General features: G+C 72.8%; 13 protein-coding genes. 9 read left to right on the forward strand and 4 right to left on the reverse strand.

Going from position 1 to position 16032, the window contains the following annotated elements:
• Nucleotides 1–3 precede the first annotated feature (3 nt).
• The 6 genes from ABD371_RS26770 to ABD371_RS26795 are packed head-to-tail and all read left to right on the forward strand — an operon-like array spanning nucleotide 4 to nucleotide 8496.
• Nucleotides 4–804 (forward strand): phytanoyl-CoA dioxygenase family protein, encoded by an 801-nt coding sequence (locus tag ABD371_RS26770; RefSeq protein WP_344482057.1) that lies wholly within the window; start codon nucleotides 4–6, stop codon nucleotides 802–804.
• Between the two features lie 15 nt (nucleotides 805–819).
• Nucleotides 820–1371 (forward strand): DUF6309 family protein, encoded by a 552-nt coding sequence (locus ABD371_RS26775; RefSeq protein WP_344482060.1) that lies wholly within the window; start codon nucleotides 820–822, stop codon nucleotides 1369–1371.
• A complete protein-coding gene (locus ABD371_RS26780; protein ID WP_344482063.1) occupies nucleotides 1368–5555 on the forward strand; it encodes an SDR family oxidoreductase in 4188 nt (1395 codons plus the stop codon). The genes ABD371_RS26775 and ABD371_RS26780 overlap by 4 nt, the downstream gene beginning before the upstream one ends.
• A gap of 49 nt (nucleotides 5556–5604) precedes the next feature.
• On the forward strand, nucleotides 5605–6861 hold the full coding sequence (locus ABD371_RS26785) for an aspartate aminotransferase family protein (protein WP_344482066.1): 1257 nt from the start codon (nucleotides 5605–5607) through the stop codon (nucleotides 6859–6861).
• A gap of 37 nt (nucleotides 6862–6898) precedes the next feature.
• Nucleotides 6899–7744, forward strand: a complete 846-nt coding sequence (locus ABD371_RS26790; RefSeq protein WP_344482070.1) for a TauD/TfdA family dioxygenase — start codon at nucleotides 6899–6901, stop codon at nucleotides 7742–7744.
• The gene (locus ABD371_RS26795) at nucleotides 7741–8496 is read left to right on the forward strand and encodes an SDR family oxidoreductase (protein WP_344482073.1); all 756 of its coding nucleotides are present in this window, start codon (nucleotides 7741–7743) and stop codon (nucleotides 8494–8496) included. Before ABD371_RS26790 ends, ABD371_RS26795 begins: the two co-directional genes overlap by 4 nt.
• Before the next feature lie 83 nt (nucleotides 8497–8579).
• Here the strand turns inward: ABD371_RS26795 and ABD371_RS26800 are convergent, their stop codons facing one another.
• Nucleotides 8580–9482 carry an SAM-dependent methyltransferase gene (locus ABD371_RS26800; protein WP_344482076.1) on the reverse strand — a complete coding sequence of 301 codons (903 nt, stop codon included), beginning with the start codon at nucleotides 9480–9482 and terminating at the stop codon, nucleotides 8580–8582.
• 59 nt (nucleotides 9483–9541) lie between these two features.
• Nucleotides 9542–11029, reverse strand: coding sequence for a hypothetical protein (locus ABD371_RS26805; protein ID WP_344482079.1), 1488 nt, complete (start codon nucleotides 11027–11029; stop codon nucleotides 9542–9544).
• 521 nt (nucleotides 11030–11550) lie between these two features.
• On the opposite strand from ABD371_RS26805, the gene ABD371_RS26810 reads away from it, so the two are divergent.
• Nucleotides 11551–12249, forward strand: coding sequence for a thioesterase II family protein (locus ABD371_RS26810; protein WP_344482082.1), 699 nt, complete (start codon nucleotides 11551–11553; stop codon nucleotides 12247–12249).
• Nucleotides 12250–12261: 12 nt separating this feature from the next.
• The gene (locus tag ABD371_RS26815; RefSeq protein WP_344482085.1) at nucleotides 12262–13461 is read left to right on the forward strand and encodes a helix-turn-helix transcriptional regulator; all 1200 of its coding nucleotides are present in this window, start codon (nucleotides 12262–12264) and stop codon (nucleotides 13459–13461) included.
• 117 nt (nucleotides 13462–13578) lie between these two features.
• Here the strand turns inward: ABD371_RS26815 and ABD371_RS26820 are convergent, their stop codons facing one another.
• Nucleotides 13579–14769, reverse strand: a complete 1191-nt coding sequence (locus tag ABD371_RS26820) for an MFS transporter (protein WP_344482088.1) — start codon at nucleotides 14767–14769, stop codon at nucleotides 13579–13581.
• 272 nt (nucleotides 14770–15041) lie between these two features.
• On the opposite strand from ABD371_RS26820, the gene ABD371_RS26825 reads away from it, so the two are divergent.
• Nucleotides 15042–15581, forward strand: coding sequence for a TetR/AcrR family transcriptional regulator (locus tag ABD371_RS26825; protein ID WP_344482091.1), 540 nt, complete (start codon nucleotides 15042–15044; stop codon nucleotides 15579–15581).
• A gap of 124 nt (nucleotides 15582–15705) precedes the next feature.
• Here the strand turns inward: ABD371_RS26825 and ABD371_RS26830 are convergent, their stop codons facing one another.
• Nucleotides 15706–16032: an ArsR/SmtB family transcription factor gene (locus tag ABD371_RS26830; RefSeq protein WP_344482094.1), complete on the reverse strand. Its 327-nt coding sequence runs from the start codon at nucleotides 16030–16032 to the stop codon at nucleotides 15706–15708.

Consider the following 16032-nt stretch of genomic DNA (forward strand, 5'->3'; position numbering starts at 1 on the left):
CCCATGACACTGTTCTTCGAGGGCAACGGCATCGTCCCGGCTCAGCGGGAACAGTTCGCGGAGTCCGGATACCTCGTACTGCCCGGCTTACTGCCGGAGGAGCTGCGCGAGAGGCTCAAGCCGGAGGTGGACCGATGGGTGGACGAGGGACTGCGGGCCAAGTCGATAGCCGCCTGCGTCAACCCCTCCCCCGACGACCCGCCGCCGGTGATGGAGCTGGAGCAGCCCGCGCACGGCGAGCTGCTCACCCATGAGCCGCTGATGCGGATCATCTCCGAGCTGATGGGCGACCCCTTCGTCTTCCATCATCTGCACAGCGACCGGCACGGCCCCGGGGTCGCGGGCAAGCCCTGGCACCACGACCACGAGCCCAACGACGCCGAGAACCCCAAGCTGCTGATGGTCCACGCGCTGCACTACCTCGGCGGCCTCGACGGCACGGTCGGCAGCCTCGCCCTGCTCCCCGGCTCCCACCACGAGCCCCGCGACAAGGCCGCGCTCGCCCACCTGGACACCTCCGAGCTGCCGGGCGAGATCGTGATCGACAAGCTGCCCCCCGGCACCACCCTGCTGATCAACTCGGCCCTGCTGCACGCTCGCCGGCCCGCCCCGAGCCCCAGCGGCCCCCCTCGCCCCCGCTACTTCGTCGACGCCTCGTACTGCCAGACGGGAGCCCGCTGGCGGCCTGTGAAGCCGTACTGGCGGCACATGCTCGCCCGGGCCCGTGACCTGGAGCTCGACGGCGGCCGTTGGCCGGAACTGTTCTCGGAGCGTCACTTCACCGAGTACGCCCCATCGGCATGAGGAGGAGTCACAGCGATGCATGTGGTCAGTTCGGTCACCTTTGACGAGGTGCGGTCGCACTTCCGGCGGGACCACCCCGTGGACCGGGAGCACGAGGCGAACACCAATCAGGACGCGGTGAACGCCCTGGAGCTGGCGGACGCGACGTTCGGCAGCTGGTCCAGGGTGAGCATCACCGGGGCCGACGTCAGCGAGGTCATGCTGCCCTGGCATCTGAGCGAGGGCGGCGGGTGCGAGCTGGTGCCCCGCTCCGGGCTGACCGTCGGCGGGGCCGTGCGGCTGCTGCGCTCGCGTGAGGCGGAGTGGTCCGAGGCCAACCCGGTCTGCCGGGCCAAGCTCGACCGGTTCCGGGACGCCCCGCCCACCTCGATCTATCTGAGCACCCTCCCGCTGCCGCACGAGGACTACTCGGGCCTGACCCTCGGCAAGGGACTCGTCCATCTCGACGGCCTGCACCGGATGGTCTCCTGGGAACTCGGCCGGCGGCTGTCGCCCGAGCAGGAGCTGACCGTCTTCGTCGCCGGCGACATCGCGGCCCGCGCCACTACCGGAGGTCTGAGTACATGACGCTAGCGAAGCGACACGCCGCCTCGCTGCCCGAGCTGCTGACCCACAACGCCCTGACCCACCCGGACCGGCCCGCGATCGGCGACGGGGTGCGCACCTTCGACTACCGCGCCCTCGACACCGTGGCGAGCCGGGTCGCGGCCCTGGTCGCCAGGGCCGGCGTCGGGCGCGGCGACCGGGTGGCGGTCTTCGGTCCCCGGGACGCCCGGGTGTGCGCGCTGCTCTTCGGCGTGCTGCGCTCGGGGGCGACGGCCGTGCTGGTCGACCCCGGGTGGAGCCCGCCCGACATACGCAGACGGCTGGAGGCCGTCGAAGCGGGCCTGGCGCTCTCCACCAGTGCGGAGTTCCTCGCGCCCGAGCCGTACCGCACCGAGGTGATCGACCCGGCCGCGCTCCTCGGGAGCGCGCCCATCGGCGCCGTCCCCGGCCCCGCGCCGGACGGCTGCGCGCCCCAGGACGTGGCGTACCTGTCCTTCACCTCGGGCTCGCGCGGGGAGCCGAAGGCCGTCGCGGTCACCCACGCGAACACCGTCCACTACGCCCGGGCGCTCAGCGAGCGGCTGGGCCTCACCGAGGCGGACGCGCCCCGGGTCGCCCATGTGACCACGCTGGCGGCCGACCTCGGGCACACCTCCTGGCTGCTCGCGCTGGCGACCGCCGGGTCGGTGCACCTCGTCCCCGACGACGAGGTGCGCGACCCGGAGCGCTTCTGGGCCGCGCTGCGCGGGGCCGGGGTGACGATGCTGAAGACGACCCCTTCGCATCTGACGGCGCTGCTGGCGGGCCGGCCCGCCGACGCGCCCACGCTGGACACGGTGATCCTCGGCGGCGAGGCGCTGCCCCGGCCGCTCGCGGTGAGCCTGCTCGAACAGGGCGTCGCGGCCCGGGTCGCCAACCACTACGGCCCGACCGAGACCACCGTCGGCGCGACCTGCTTCCTCGCCCGCTCCGCCGGTGAACTCCCCGCCGACGAGGCCACCGTGCCCATCGGGACCGCCATCGGCGAGGTGGACCTCCAGCTCGCCCCCGACGACGCGGTGGGCGAACTCCACATCGGCGGACGGGGCGTCAGCGCGGGCTACTTCGGCCGCCCGGCCGAGACCGCGCGCCGCTTCATCAGCCACGGCGGACGGCGGATGTACCGGACCGGCGACGTCTGCCGCCGCAGGCCGGACGGGAATCTGGTCTTCGTCGGCCGCTCCGACCGGCAGGTGAAGGTCCGGGGCTTCCGGGTCGACCCGGTCGAGATAGAGCACGCGATGGAGGAGTTCCCCGGGGTCGGCCAGTCCGCGGTGATCGTGCGCGGCACCCCGACGGGCAGCCAGCTGCTGGCCGCCGTACGGCTGACCGGTACGGGCGGCGAGAGCGAGACCCTCGCCGCGCTCCGCTCCCATCTCCGCGACCGGCTGCCGGGCTACTCGGTCCCGCAGCCGATCCTCGCGGTGCCGGAGTTCCCCTTCGGCCCGAACGGAAAGCTCGACCGGGAGCGGCTCGCGGCCGTCGTGGCCGGGCTCATCGAGACCCGGGCGCGCGGCGCGCGCACCGCGCACGAGGACGGGAACGGGAACGGGGAGGACGGCGGGGCCGGCACGGCGCTCGCCCGGGCCGTCGCCGAGCTGTGGGCGGACGCGCTGGGCCTGCCCCTGGTGGACCTGGACGCCGATGTGCTGAGCCTGGGCGGGGACTCCATCCTCGCCATGCGGACCATCGCCTCGCTGCGCAGGCGCGGGCACCGGGTCGGCTTCGAGCACTTCTACGAGCACCCCACGCCCACCCTGCTGGCGGCGGCGGCCCTCGCCGCCGGGGAGCGGCCCGCCCCGGCCGCCGAGCGCGTCGACACCGGGGACCGCCGGCTCTCCCCCGCCCAGCGGTGGCTGTTCCGGCAGCCCGTCGACGACCCCCGGCACTGGAACCAGTCCGTGGTGCTGCGGTGCGCGATACCCGTCGACGCCCCCGCCCTCGCGGCGGCCGTCCTCGCCGTACTGCGCCGCCACCCGGCGCTGCGCACCCCCGTCGGCCCGGCCGGACCCGGCGTTCCGCTCCCCGAGGGCGACCCGGACGCGGTCAGCCACTCCTCGATCCGGGCGACGGACCCGGTGGCCGAGACCGTCGGCGGGATCTGTACCGAGCTGCACCGCAGCCTCGATCCGGAGGCCGGACGCCTGCTGAGGGTCCATCTGTTCCGCGGCGGGCCCGGCGTGGAGGACCGGCTGGCGCTGATCGCCCACCATCTGGTGGTCGACGGTCTCTCCTGGCGGATCCTGCTGGACGATCTCGCCTGCGCCTACCGGGCGGCCCGCGACGGACAGCCGGCGGCACTCCCGCCGACGGCCGACTTCTACTCCTGGGCGGGATCGGCCGCCCCGGCCGTCCCCGTACAGGAAGCGGTCGCGCCCCGGCTCCCGGCGGACGAGGCGGCGGGCGGCACCGAGCCCGCTACGCTGATCTGGAGTCTCGACGAGCGGGCGACCGCCCGGCTGGTCGAGCGGCACGGGCGCTCGCAGCGGCTGGAGGCGATCCTGCTGACGGCCTTCGCCGAGGCCGTCTCCGGCTGGAGCGGCCAGCCCCGGCTGGGGGTGGAGGTGGAGACGCACGGCCGCTCCACCGAGGGCGACGACGGACAGCATCTCGACACCGTGGGCTGGTTCACCGCGGTGAAGTGGGTGGCGGTCGACGGGACCGGCGGGCCCGAGCGGGCCGCCGCCGGGGCCGAGGAGGAGCTGCGGCAGGCTCCCCAACTGCCGATGGACGTCGAAGGAGCGCGCCCGGAGACCGGGTTCAACTTCCTCGGCACCTTCCAGCTCACCGACGAGCCCTCGCTGGAGTGGACGATCGCCGACGAGCGGGCCGGTTCGGCCCGCTGCGCCTCCGGCGACTCGCTCTACCGGATCCGGCTCACCGCCCGGATCATCGGCGGCAGGCTGGTGACGGACCTGGTGTACGCGTGGCCCCGGCTCTCCCACGAGAACGCGGAGGCGGTCTTCGCCGCCTTCGCCCGCTCGGTCGCCGCCCTCGCGGACACCACGGCGCTCCCCCACACCAGGGCGAGCGCCTCGACCTCCGGCCAGCTGCTGCACACCGGGGCCTTACCTCCCCGCGACAGCTGGCGGGTGGTGCGCGAGCCGACCCGGGTGCTGCTCACCGGCGCGACCGGCTATCTCGGCGGGCATCTGCTCGGTCAGCTCAGCGAGCGGGGCGCGCGGGTCACCTGTCTGGTGCGCGGCGAGAGCGACGCGGCGGCGGCCCGCCGGCTCGGCGGCGCCGATGTGATCGCCGGGGACATCGACCGGGAGGGTCTGGGGCTCTCCCCCGCCGGTCTGGCCAGCGCGCGGGCGGCGCAGATCGTGGTGCACTCGGCGGCGGACGTCCGGCTGGTGGCATCGCCCACCGAGCTGGAGCGCACCAACAACACCGCCGTGCGGCGGCTGCTCTCCTGGATCGACCGGGAGGCCCCCGGGGCGCGCTTCCACCATGTCTCCACGCTCGCCGTCTCCGGCGGGGTCGAGGGGACGCCCCGGCGGTTCAGCGAGGCCGATCTGCGGATCGGCCAGACCTTCCGCACCCCGTACGAGAAGGCGAAGTTCCGGGCCGAGGAGTCGGTGCGCGAGTGGGCCGCCTCCGGCCGTCAGGCGTACATCCACCGCAGCGGCCACATCGCGGCGGACAGCCGGACCGGCGCGTTCCAGCGCAATGTCCAGGACAACCGGATCTATCAGGTGGTCCGGGGCTATGTGCTGGCGGGCGCGGCCCCGAGCAGGCCGGCGACGACCTTCGAGTTCTCGCACGCGGACACCGTCGCGGCGGGCATCGCGGCGATCGCGGCCCATCCGCACGCGGCCCCGGGCGTCTACCACGTGGAGACCCCGCACGCCGTGGCGCACGACGAGCTGGTGGCGTGGATGATCGACCACGGCTACCGGATCAGGCTGACCGACGACGCCACGTTCGCCGCGGCGCTCGCCCGGGCGGAGCGCGACGATCCGGCCACGGCCCGGCTGGCTTCGACCTGGTCCCAGCTGGGCGACCGCAACATCATGGTCGACAGCTCATGGACGACGTCGGTGCTCGACCGGCTCGGTGTGCGCTTCGCCCCGCCGACCCCGCAGTGGTGGTCGGCCGCTCTCTCCTGGGCCGCCACGACCGGTTTCCTTCCCGCGACCGCCGCCTCGGCCCAGCTGACCTGACGGCCCCGCCGTCCTGATGAACCAGCACGTTCCCACAGAAAGTGACGCCATGCCCCAGCTCTCCCCGGTGCTCAAGCAAGCCACCCCGGTCGTCGCCACCCGCGGCGAGGGGATGTACCTCTACGACGCCGACGACAGGCGCCATCTCGACTTCACCTCCGGGGTCGGCGTGACCAGCACCGGCCACTGCCACCCCCGGGTGGTCGAGGCGGTGCGGCAGCAGGCGGGACAGCTCATCCACGGGCAGTACACGACCGTGCTGCACAACCAGCTGCTCCAGCTCACCGAGCGGCTCGGCGACGTGCTGCCGCCGGGGCTGGACTCGCTGTTCTTCCTCAACTCCGGCAGCGAGGCGGTGGAGGCGGCGCTGCGGCTGGCCCGTCACGCGACCGGCCGGCAGAACGTGATCGTGTTCGACGGCGGCTTCCACGGGCGCACCATGGGCGCCGCCTCGCTGACCACCGCGGGCACCCGCTTCCGGGCGGGCATCGGCCCGCTGATGCCCGGCGTCGCGGTGGCCCCCTTCCCCAGCGCCTTCCGGCTGGGGATGAGCGAGGAGGAGGCCGTCGAGTACGCGCTGCGCGGCCTCGACCGGGTGCTGGCCACCGTGACCGCGCCGGCCGAGACGGCCGCCATGTTCGTGGAGCCGGTGCTCGGCGAGGGCGGTTACATCCCCGCGCCCGCGGCCTTCCTGACGGGCCTTCGGGAGCGGGCGGACCGGCACGGGATCCTGCTGGTCCTCGACGAGGTCCAGACCGGTTTCGGCCGTACCGGCCGGTTCTGGGCCCATCAGCACAGCGCGGGCGTCGTGCCCGATGTGGTGATCACCGCCAAGGGGCTGGCGAGCGGTTTCCCGCTCTCCGCGATCGCCGCGCCCACCGAGCTGATGGCCAAGGCGTGGCCGGGCTCGCAGGGCGGCACCTACGGCGGCAACGCGGTGGCCTGCGCCGCCGCGCTCGCCACGCTGGACGTCATCCGCGACGAGCGCCTGGTGGCGAACGCCGCCGAGCAGGGCGCACGGCTGCTGGAGGGGCTGCGGAAGGTCGCCGCCGAGTTCCCCGTCATCGCCGACGTCCGGGGGCTCGGGCTGATGGCGGGCAGCGAGTTCTGCCTGCCCGACGGCTCTCCCGACCCGCTCACCGCCCAGCGGGCCCAGCGGGCCGCCGCCGAGCGCGGACTGCTGCTGCTGCCCTGCGGGGAGCACGGCAACATCATCCGGATGATTCCGGCGCTGGTCGTGAAGGCCGCGCAGATCGACGAGGCGCTGACGCTGTGGTCCGCGGCCGTCTCCGCCGCGGCGGAGTGAACGACACCGTGCCGCCGTTGAAAGGACTGATCACGACATGACTGAGAACAGGCTCCGCGACATCGCCTGGAACAGCGACTATCTCGACACCCGACGCGAGGTGTGGTCCCTGCCGTTCACCGGCGAGGACCGGCGGCTGCTGTGGGACGACGCCGTCGCCGAGAAGTGGGGGACGGGCGACCCGGTACGCGAGAAGCTGGGCTCCTTCCTCGACAACAGCCTCAAGACCGTGGGTTTCGCGCACGTCAGCGGGTTGATGGACCCCGCCGCCCCCGACGAGTCGATCGTCTCCGCGCTGTCGTTCACCCTGCGGGAGCTGGGAGAGATCATCCCGCAGAACGCCGCGGGGGATCTGACCCAGGTGCTGCGCGACCGCGACGGCGACGGAAACACCGAGCTGGGCTTCCACTGCGACACCTGCGATCTGCTGGTGCTCCTCTGTCTCCAGCCCGCCGCGGGCAGTGAGGGGGGCAACACCAAGCTCGCCAGCGCCGGACACGTCCACGACATCATCGAGCGGGAGCGGCCCGATGTGCTCGCCCTCCTCAAGGAGGAGTGGACCTTCGACCGCAGCGGCCGGGCGGGACAGCAGCACATCGTCACCCCCATCCTGTTCACCCAGGACGACGGGAAGATCTGCTGCTACTACCAGACCCGTACGGTCCGGGCGTCCGCCGAGCTGAGCCCGGCCCGGCGGGAGGCGCTGGACTATCTGGACGAGGTGCTCTACCGGCCGGAGATCGCCTTCGGGATGCGGCTGGGCGCGGGCGATCTGCTGGTCATCCGCAACAGCCGGGTGATGCACGGCCGTTCGGCCTATGTCGACACGCCGGGCGCGCCGTCGCGGCGGATGCTGCGCATCTGGATGGACGAGACCCGATGAGCGGGGAGGGCAGGATCGCCGTCGTCACCGGCGGCGGCAGCGGCATCGGCCGGGCGAGTGCGCTGGCGCTGCTCGGCGAGGGGTGGACGGTGGCGCTGGCCGGCCGGCGCGCGGACGCGCTGGAGGAGACCGTCGCGCTCTCGGGGGCCGGTTCCGACCGGGTGATCACGGTGCCCACGGACATCAGGGAGCCGGCCGGGGTCGCGGCGCTGTTCGAGACCGTACGGAGCCGGTTCGGCCGGCTGGACCTGCTGTTCAACAACGCGGGCGCGGCCGTGCCCCGCAGGCCGGTCACGGAGGTGGAGTACGCGGACTGGACCCGGATCATGGACACGACGGTCACCGGGACCTTCCTCTGCGCGCAGGAGGCGTTCCGGCTGATGCGGGACCAGTCCCCGCAGGGCGGGCGCATCATCAACAACGGCGCTCCCTCCGCGTACGCGCCGCGTCCGAACGCGATCGCCTACACCACGGCCAAGCACGCGGTGCTGGGGCTGACCCGGGGTCTCTCGCTGGACGGGCGGCCGTACAACATCTCCTGCGGTCAGATCGACGTCGGCAATGTGACCCCGATGGACGGGGGTCCGCAGCCGGCCGCGATGCAGGCCGATGGATCGATGGCGGTGGAGGCGACCATTCCGGTGGCGCGTTTCACCGAGGCGCTGCTGCTGATGGCGTCCATGCCGGCGGACACCAATGTGCAGTTCCTGACGGTCATGCCGACGACGATGCCGTTCATCGGCCGGGGCTGACGCGGCGGACGGCGGGGACCGGGCGTGTCCGGTCCCCGCCGTCGTCGCGTCCGTGTGCGGGGGCCGCGTGCGGGGCCGCGGTCTCAGGCGGCGGCGACGACCAGCGCGCGGTTCATGGCGCGGGCTGCCGCCGACGTCCGGGGGCCGCCGGCGAGGGCGCGCGGGCGCAGATGGGTGTGGGCGAGTTCGGTGAGGGCGTGGACGTCGGCCTGCCAGCCGTGGGCGGCGAACCACTCCTCGGGCTCGCCCCGGCAGCCCGGCCGCAGATGGTGCCGGAGGAAGTCCATCGACGGCGCGCCCTCCATCGCCTCGCTCCAGGTACGGAGCGTGGTGCTGTTCCAGTACTCGGTGGCGAACCGGCTGCCGGGGGCGGAGAGCCGGGTGACGCTCTCCATGAGGCGGTCGTTCTCCTCCGGGCCGAGATGGGCGGCGAGCCCCTCGGCCAGCCACGCGGTCGGCAGGTCGGGGCGGAATCCGGCGGCGAGGAGGCCGCTCGTCCAGCTGCCCCGCAGATCGGCGCGGACGACGGCGCGCGCGCACCGGGGCCGTCCGCGGCGGCCGGCCAGGACGGCTTCCTTGAAGTCGAGTACGGACGGCAGATCGATCTCGTACACGGTCGCCGCCCGGTCGCCCGGCTCCCCGCCGGGCGCGGGGCAGGTCCAGGGCAGCCGGAAGGCGCGGGTGTCCAGTCCGGCCCCGAGGACGACGACCTGGTGGCAGCCGAGGCGGCCGGCGTCGAGGAGACAGTCGTCGAAGAAGCGGGTGCGCAGGGGTATGTAGCCGTTGAGCCAGTGCCAGAGGGGGTCCTCCTCCCGGCCGGGGAAGGGCCACCAGGTGTCCGGGGGCCCGGCCGACTCCAGGAAGAGCGGGGCGACATGGTCCCGGTAGAGGGGGTCGAGGCGGATGTTCTCGGCGACGCGCGCGCCGGCCGTGAGGAGGGCCGTCAGGCCGATGCCGGTGGGCGGCGGCGGGGTGCTGCGGGGCATGGGGCTCTCGTCCTTCTCTCGCTTCGGTGATCGTCCGCCCGCCGGGGCCCGGGGCGGGCCTACGCGGTCGTGGTGCCGGTCTGTTCGCCCGCGGCGGCCCAGTGGGCGCAGAAGTCCCGCATCCGCTCCGCCAGGACGCGGGCCGTGCGATTGCCCCGGAAGCGGCGTTCGGAGATCTCGGCGCGCATGCCGTGCATGCCGACGATGCACATGTTCAGCCGCTGCGAGGGGTGGCTGTTGAGTACGGGGTCGAGGAGCTGGGGCACGGCCTCCAGCTCGCGGTGGCGGAGCCGGGCGCGGGCCGCGTCGATCCGGCTGAGCAGCTCCATGCCGAAGTAGCGGTGCTCGCGGCGGAGATCGCCGAAGAGGGTGAGGGCCTGTTCCAGCTCGCCGGAGGCCTCCTCGTTCTTTCCGAGCAGCAGCAGGGAGCCGCCGGCCAGATAGTGCTGCCGGTCCCGGGTGAGGTTGAAGAAGAGGTCCTCGCTCCGGGTGTCGGCGAGATAGACGGGTTCGTCCTGCCAGTGCGAGAGCAGTTCGCGTACGCAGGGTTCCTCGCCGGCCGCCGCCCAGGCGCGGGCCTCCAGCAGGATCAGATAGGGCTCCACGCCGTCCGCGTACAGCCGTCCGCGGCCGTCGGCCGCGAGCCGGGCGGACTCGATGTAGTCGCCGGCCCAGAAGGCGGTCCGCGACTGGACGACCCGGATCCAGCGGCGGGCCCCGTTGTGGTCGGCCTGCTCCGCGCAGATCCAGCCGGCCCTCGCGTGGTCCAGGGCCGAGGCGTGGTAGCCGAGGTCCTCGGCGAACCAGGCGAGCAGGGCGCAGCACTTGGCGGCGATGACATAGAGGTCGCGGGTGTGGGTGAGGCGCTGGCGGCCCTTGAGGAGCTGGGAGACCTGGTCGCGCAGGAGGAGGGCGCGCTGGAAGGCCCGGTGCGGGGAGTGGTGCATGACGACGTAGGTGAGGTCGACGAGTTCCTGGTTGAGCAGCTCGATGGTGGCGGCGTCGACATTGGTCCCGGAGACCCTGGTCGCCAGGGCGAGGGAGTCGACGGCGCTCTGTTCGAAGGCGGCGGCCGTCTCGGGCTCCGTGCCGTCGCCGGTGTCGCTCGCGGCCCCGGCGCGGCCCCGGCCGGCGGTGGGGCCGGCGAGCGCGGACTGATAGGCGGCCCGGTCGTGTTCCGGCATGTGCCGGAGGTCGTCCACGTCGACCAGCCGTTCCCAGGTGGTGCCGTAGACGGCGGCGAGGAGGCGCAGCACTCTCGGGGAGGGGCGGCTGCCGCGCTGCGGCCACTGTTCGTACTCCCAGACGCGCCCGCCGGTCATCGTGGCGCGGGGGTCCCGGGAGAGGGCGTTGTAGTCGGCCGCCGCCTTCTCCAGCGAGATCTCCCGGGCGACCCGGTGCGCGGTTCTCGGCCGCATGGCGCACTCTCTGATCAGATCGGCCACCATCTGCTCGGCGGCCTGGTGTTCCGAGAGGCCCAGCTCTGTCAACTCGGTGCGTAATTTCGTTCTGTACGCCTTGCTGCCCGGCTTGGCGACGCCACTCACGGATGATTCTCCCAGCAGAGACCTATGAGCTGATTGAAGGTGGTCCACTCGCGCTTCGTCCGGCGCGCGGGACCGGTTCCTTACGCATTCCTTACGGGGGAGGCCGGCGGGGTTCGGGAGCCGACGGCACCGGGCCCCGAGGAATCAGTGTTCCCTTTGAGGATATTTCAAAAATCGATCAAGAACACCCCCTGGTCGCAAGGGGCGTGCCGAACCGAAAAAGTGAATCCGGTTCGGGCGATGACGTGTGCATATCCATTCGGCAAGATCGGTCAAGGTGATTCCTTCGTCCTCTTCGAGGAGGTTCGCAGCTGTCCGACCGTCATGGGCACGAGCACATCACGAACGACGACGGTCCGGGCCCCACGATTCCCGGAACCGCCCACTCCGCCGACGCGCGCTGCCGCGCCGGGGCACCCCCGACCCCGGAGGGCTCAATGAGCACTTCAACCCCACCGCCATCGGAGTCCCCTGCCCACCCCGACCTCGACCCGAGCAGCTGGATAAAAGTGTTCCGTCCAGTGCCGAAGCCACGGTTCCGGCTGGTCTGCTGCCCTTATCTGGGGGCTTCGGCCGGCGCTTTCTCGCCTCTCTCCGCCGCCTTCCCGCCCTCGGTGGAAGTACTGTCCGTGCAGTACCCGGGCCGCCGGGGCAGCGGCCCGGAACCGGCCGCCGCCGACATCGAGGAGCTGGCCGGAAGGATCCACGACGAGCTGCGCCCCTGGCGCGAGAGCCCGCCGCTGGCCGTCCTCGGCCACAGCATGGGGGCGGCCGTCGCCTTCGAGCTGACCCGCGCCCTGGAGCGCGGGGGCGGCGCTCCCGCGCGGCTGTTCGTCTCGGGCCGGCCCTCGCCCTCCGCCGGTCTGGGGCTCCGGCCGCTGGAGACCGACGACGACCTCGTCGACGAACTCCGCGCCCTGGGCGGCGTATCGCCGAAACTGCTCGGCAGACCGGCGTTCCGCCGGATGATCCTCTCGGTGACACGCCAGGACTACCGGCTCAATTCCGCCTATCTCCGCCCTCCGGGCGAGACGGTGGCCTGTCCCGTCACCTTTCTGCTCTCCTCGGACGACCCCTACGTCGACAGGGCCGCGGCACTCGCCTGGAAGGGCCATACGGAAGGCGATTTCCGGGTGGCCGAATTCCCCGGTGACCATTTTTTCTGGACCGCCCGCACGGCGGAGTTCGTCACGGCGATTCTTGAAGATCTCGACTGCTGAAGGGAAGCGATCATGACGAAGCGCACGGTACCGCTGGAAATCCCTCGTCCCTTCAGAGGGCAGGGCGCCGGGGGGAACGACCGTCCGCCGCCCCCGGCGGACGGCAGATCGGAGGAGCTGGCCCTGCAGATCTACTCCTGGTCGCTGCCGCGCGGGGCGGTCCAGGTGCGGGAGGCCGCCGAGGAGTTCCATGTCTCGCGGCTGGAGGCCGAGCAGGCGCTGCGGCTGCTGCGGGATCTCAGGCTGGTGCGGCTGGACGAGTCGACCAGGACGTTCTCCGGGGAGAGTCCCAGCGCCGCCCAGGTGGAGCTGATCGCGCCCATGGAGCGGCGGATCCATGAGCAGCAGAGCAGTCTCGCCGCCGCGCACCGGCGGTTGAAACGTTTCTCCGACATCTTCAGCACCTCGCAGCGGGCCCAGCTGCGGCACGAGGCGATCGTCGTCACCGAGAACGAGGAGCAGCTGCGGCTGCGGCTGGCCGACGCGGCCCGGCACTGCTCCTCGGAGATGCTGATGATGCAGGCGGGGGTCGCCGAGACCCGGCAGCTCTTCGGGCTGGTCTGGCCGCTGACGCTCCAGGCGCTGGGCCGGGGGGTGTCGGTGCGCACCCTCCATCAGCACACCGTGCGCACCGACACGGACGCCCGGGGACGGGTGCACGAGGCGGTGGCGGCCGGGGCGGACGCCCGGACCTCCGACGATCTCTTCGGCCATCTGGTGGTCTTCGACAGCAGGGCGGCGCTGGTGCTGCTGCCCTCGCCCTCGGGGGACGCGGTGAAGCCCCTGATGGTCTACGACCCGACGCTGGTGGAGATCCTGCGCCGGTTCCACGACCACGCCTGGCACGCCGCGGTGGAGTTCGAGGACGGCTCGACCTCCTACGGCGGGACGCTGGACGCGGTGAAGAGCGCCATTCTCCAGCTGCTGTCCTCGGGGCTGAAGGACGAGGTCGTCGCCCGCCGGCTGGGGATGTCGCCGCGCACCTTCCGGCGGCACATCTCGGGAATCATGGAGGAGTTGCGCGCGGAGAGCCGCTTCCAGGCGGGGGCGGTCGCCGCCCGGGCCGGTCTGCTGGGCCTCGACGGATCCGGCTGTCCCCGCCCCCCGGCCGCCGGGGGCGGGGCCGAGTCCGGGGCGGCGGCTCTCCGGGAGGACGGGGTGACGGCGATGCCCCTCCCCCGCCGGGCCGACCGGGAGTGCCGTTCGGCCTGACGGCCCGGCCGCCGGGGCTGCCGCCCGGCCGGGGGCGGCGGGCCCGGGTCCCTCCGGGCCGGCGTCCGGGCGGCCTTCGGCCGGCCCGGGCGCCGGCCGCTGGAGTTCCCTCATGGGTCAGCCCTTGCTGAGCGGCGCGGGTTCGGCGGCGGCCGGCCCGGCCTCGGGTTCCCCGGCCGGGGCCCGGCGGGACATCCGGTGGCCCACCTCGGAGATCCCGAGGGCGACGAGGGCCAGCGCGGCGGCGATCAGCGGCAGCGAGTTGGCCCCGACCCAGCTGATGCCGACCGCGCCCACGGCTCCGGAGAGGGAGATCGCCAGGTACAGGATCGCCGCGTTCAGCGACACCAGCACGGAGGCGGCCTGCGGGTTGAGCGTGATCAGCCGGTGCTGCTGGGGAGAGGTGATGGCGAAGGCCGCCGCGCCGTAGACGACGATCATCACGAGCGCGGACACGAACGCGCCGGTGGCCAGCGGGAACACGGCCAGGCTCAGCGCCATCCACACCAGGGCGACCGCCACCACGCCGCGCCCGCCGATGCGGTCCGCGAGCCGTCCGGCGGCGAGGTTGCCGAGGGTGCCGATCACTCCGAGGGTGAACATGAGGACGGCGAGCCGGTCGCCGCTGCCGTCGGTGGCGGGCTCGAAGACCACGGCGATATAGGTGTAGGGCATGTAGATGGCGGTGAAGCCGATCAGGGTGGTCGCCAGGATGGCCAGCACCCGGCGGTCCTTGAGCGGTGCGACACGCGCCCGCAGGCTCTCCGCCGCCGGGGCCTCGATCTTGGCGGGCACCAGGATCCGCAGGCCGATCAGACCGAGCACGGCGAGCACGGCGACGAACCACATCGTCGAGCGCCAGCCCAGATAGCCGCCCAGGGCGGTGCCGATGGGCGCGCCGAGCGCGGTGGCCGCGGTGAATCCGGTGGTGACCGCGGCGATGGCACGGCCCTGGCGGCCCGGCGGGACCAGCGCCGCCGCGGTGACCGCGGCGGTCGGCACGAAGAGCCCCGCTCCGGCGGCGGCGACCATCTGGGCGATCAGCACGGTGGCGAAGGTCGGGGCGAGGGCGGTGGCGACATTGCCCACCAGATAGACGACGACGGCGAGCATCAGCACACCGCGCCGGGCCCGCCGGGCGGTGGCGGTGGCCAGGATCGGCGCGAGCACCGCGCAGGTCAGCGCGAAGACGGTCACCACCTGGCCGGCGGTGGTGACGGAGACACTGAGGTCTTCGCTGATCTCGGGGAGCACTCCGGCCAGGACGAACTCGTCCGTGCCGATGGCGAACGTGGCGAAGCCCAGCATGAAGATGCTGCCGCGAGGGGCTCGACGCTCGGGGAGATCTCCCTCAGGGCTCGGAGGTAAGGCCTCGGATTTGCCTTGGATACCGCTGTCCATAACCGTCCAGTCTTAGGTTTCAACGGGCAACTGGGGGGCGTACCAGGGGGCGTCGGAGCAGCGAGGGGCCCTGGGGAGTTGCCCGCGCGGGGAGTCGAACATTCGGAACCAATCGGTACCGTTCCGCAAGACAGTACCGATCGTTTCCGTTTGCCGTCAAGGTCGATTACGGTGGCTCCATGGCCACACACGCTCGCGAACGGCTCATCGAGGCAGCCAGGGAACTCTTCTTCGCGGAGGGCATCCGCGCGGTCGGCGTCGAACGCCTGCTGGCCTCGTCGGGCATCGGGCGCGCGTCGTTCTACCGCCACTTCGCCAGCAAGGACGAGCTGGTCGTGGCGGTGCTGGAGGAGCGGGACACGCTCTGGCGGCAGTGGCTGGAGGCGGAGGTCCAGGCCCGGGGCCGGGCCCCGCTGGCCGTCTTCGACGCCCTTGAACAGGACTGTGAGCAGGGGAATTTCCGGGGCTGCGCCTTCAGCAACGCCATGACGGAGTTCTCCGACGCCGACGGCCCGGTTCACCGGGTCGCGACCGAGCACAAGAGAGCCGTCGCCGCCTTCATCGCCGGGCTGCTCGCGGAGGCGGGTCAGCGCGACTGCGCCGCGCTGGCCCGGAAGTTCGTCCTGCTGATGGACGGGGCGACCGTCACCGTCGTGCGCGAGCGCAGCGCCGAGCCGATCCGGTGCGCGCGCGGGATCGCGGCGGGGCTGCTGTCATGAAGGGCTTACGGACGAGGGCCGCGCGCGTGAGGGCGGCACCCGGAAGAGCCGTGCGCGGAAGAGCCGTGTACGGGAAGGCCCGGCCGCCGCCCTCGCGGCGCGAGCGCTCCCGTGTTCCCGCGGCTCAGGGGCGCGCGGGGGACGCCGACAGCACCGAGTCCAGCAGCCCCGGGAAGCGCCGCTCCAGATCCTGTCTGCGCAGCCGGCTGAAGCGGGCGTTGCCGTCGATCCGGGTGGAGACCAGACCGCTCTCGCGCAGGGTGCGCAGATGGTGGGAGACGGTCGAGCGCTTGACCGTCACATCGAGCGTGCTGCACGAGCCCTCGCCCGAGGTGTCCAGCAGCCGGACGATCCGCAGCCGTACCGGATCCGCCAGGGCCTGGAGCACCGTGCCCAGTTCGACCCGGTCGAGGTCGGGTTCGGGCAGCCAGGCGTATCGCCGATCGTCCAT

Origin of the sequence: Streptomyces amakusaensis (assembly GCF_039532665.1) — a bacterium.
Taxonomy (GTDB): domain Bacteria; phylum Actinomycetota; class Actinomycetes; order Streptomycetales; family Streptomycetaceae; genus Streptomyces; species Streptomyces amakusaensis.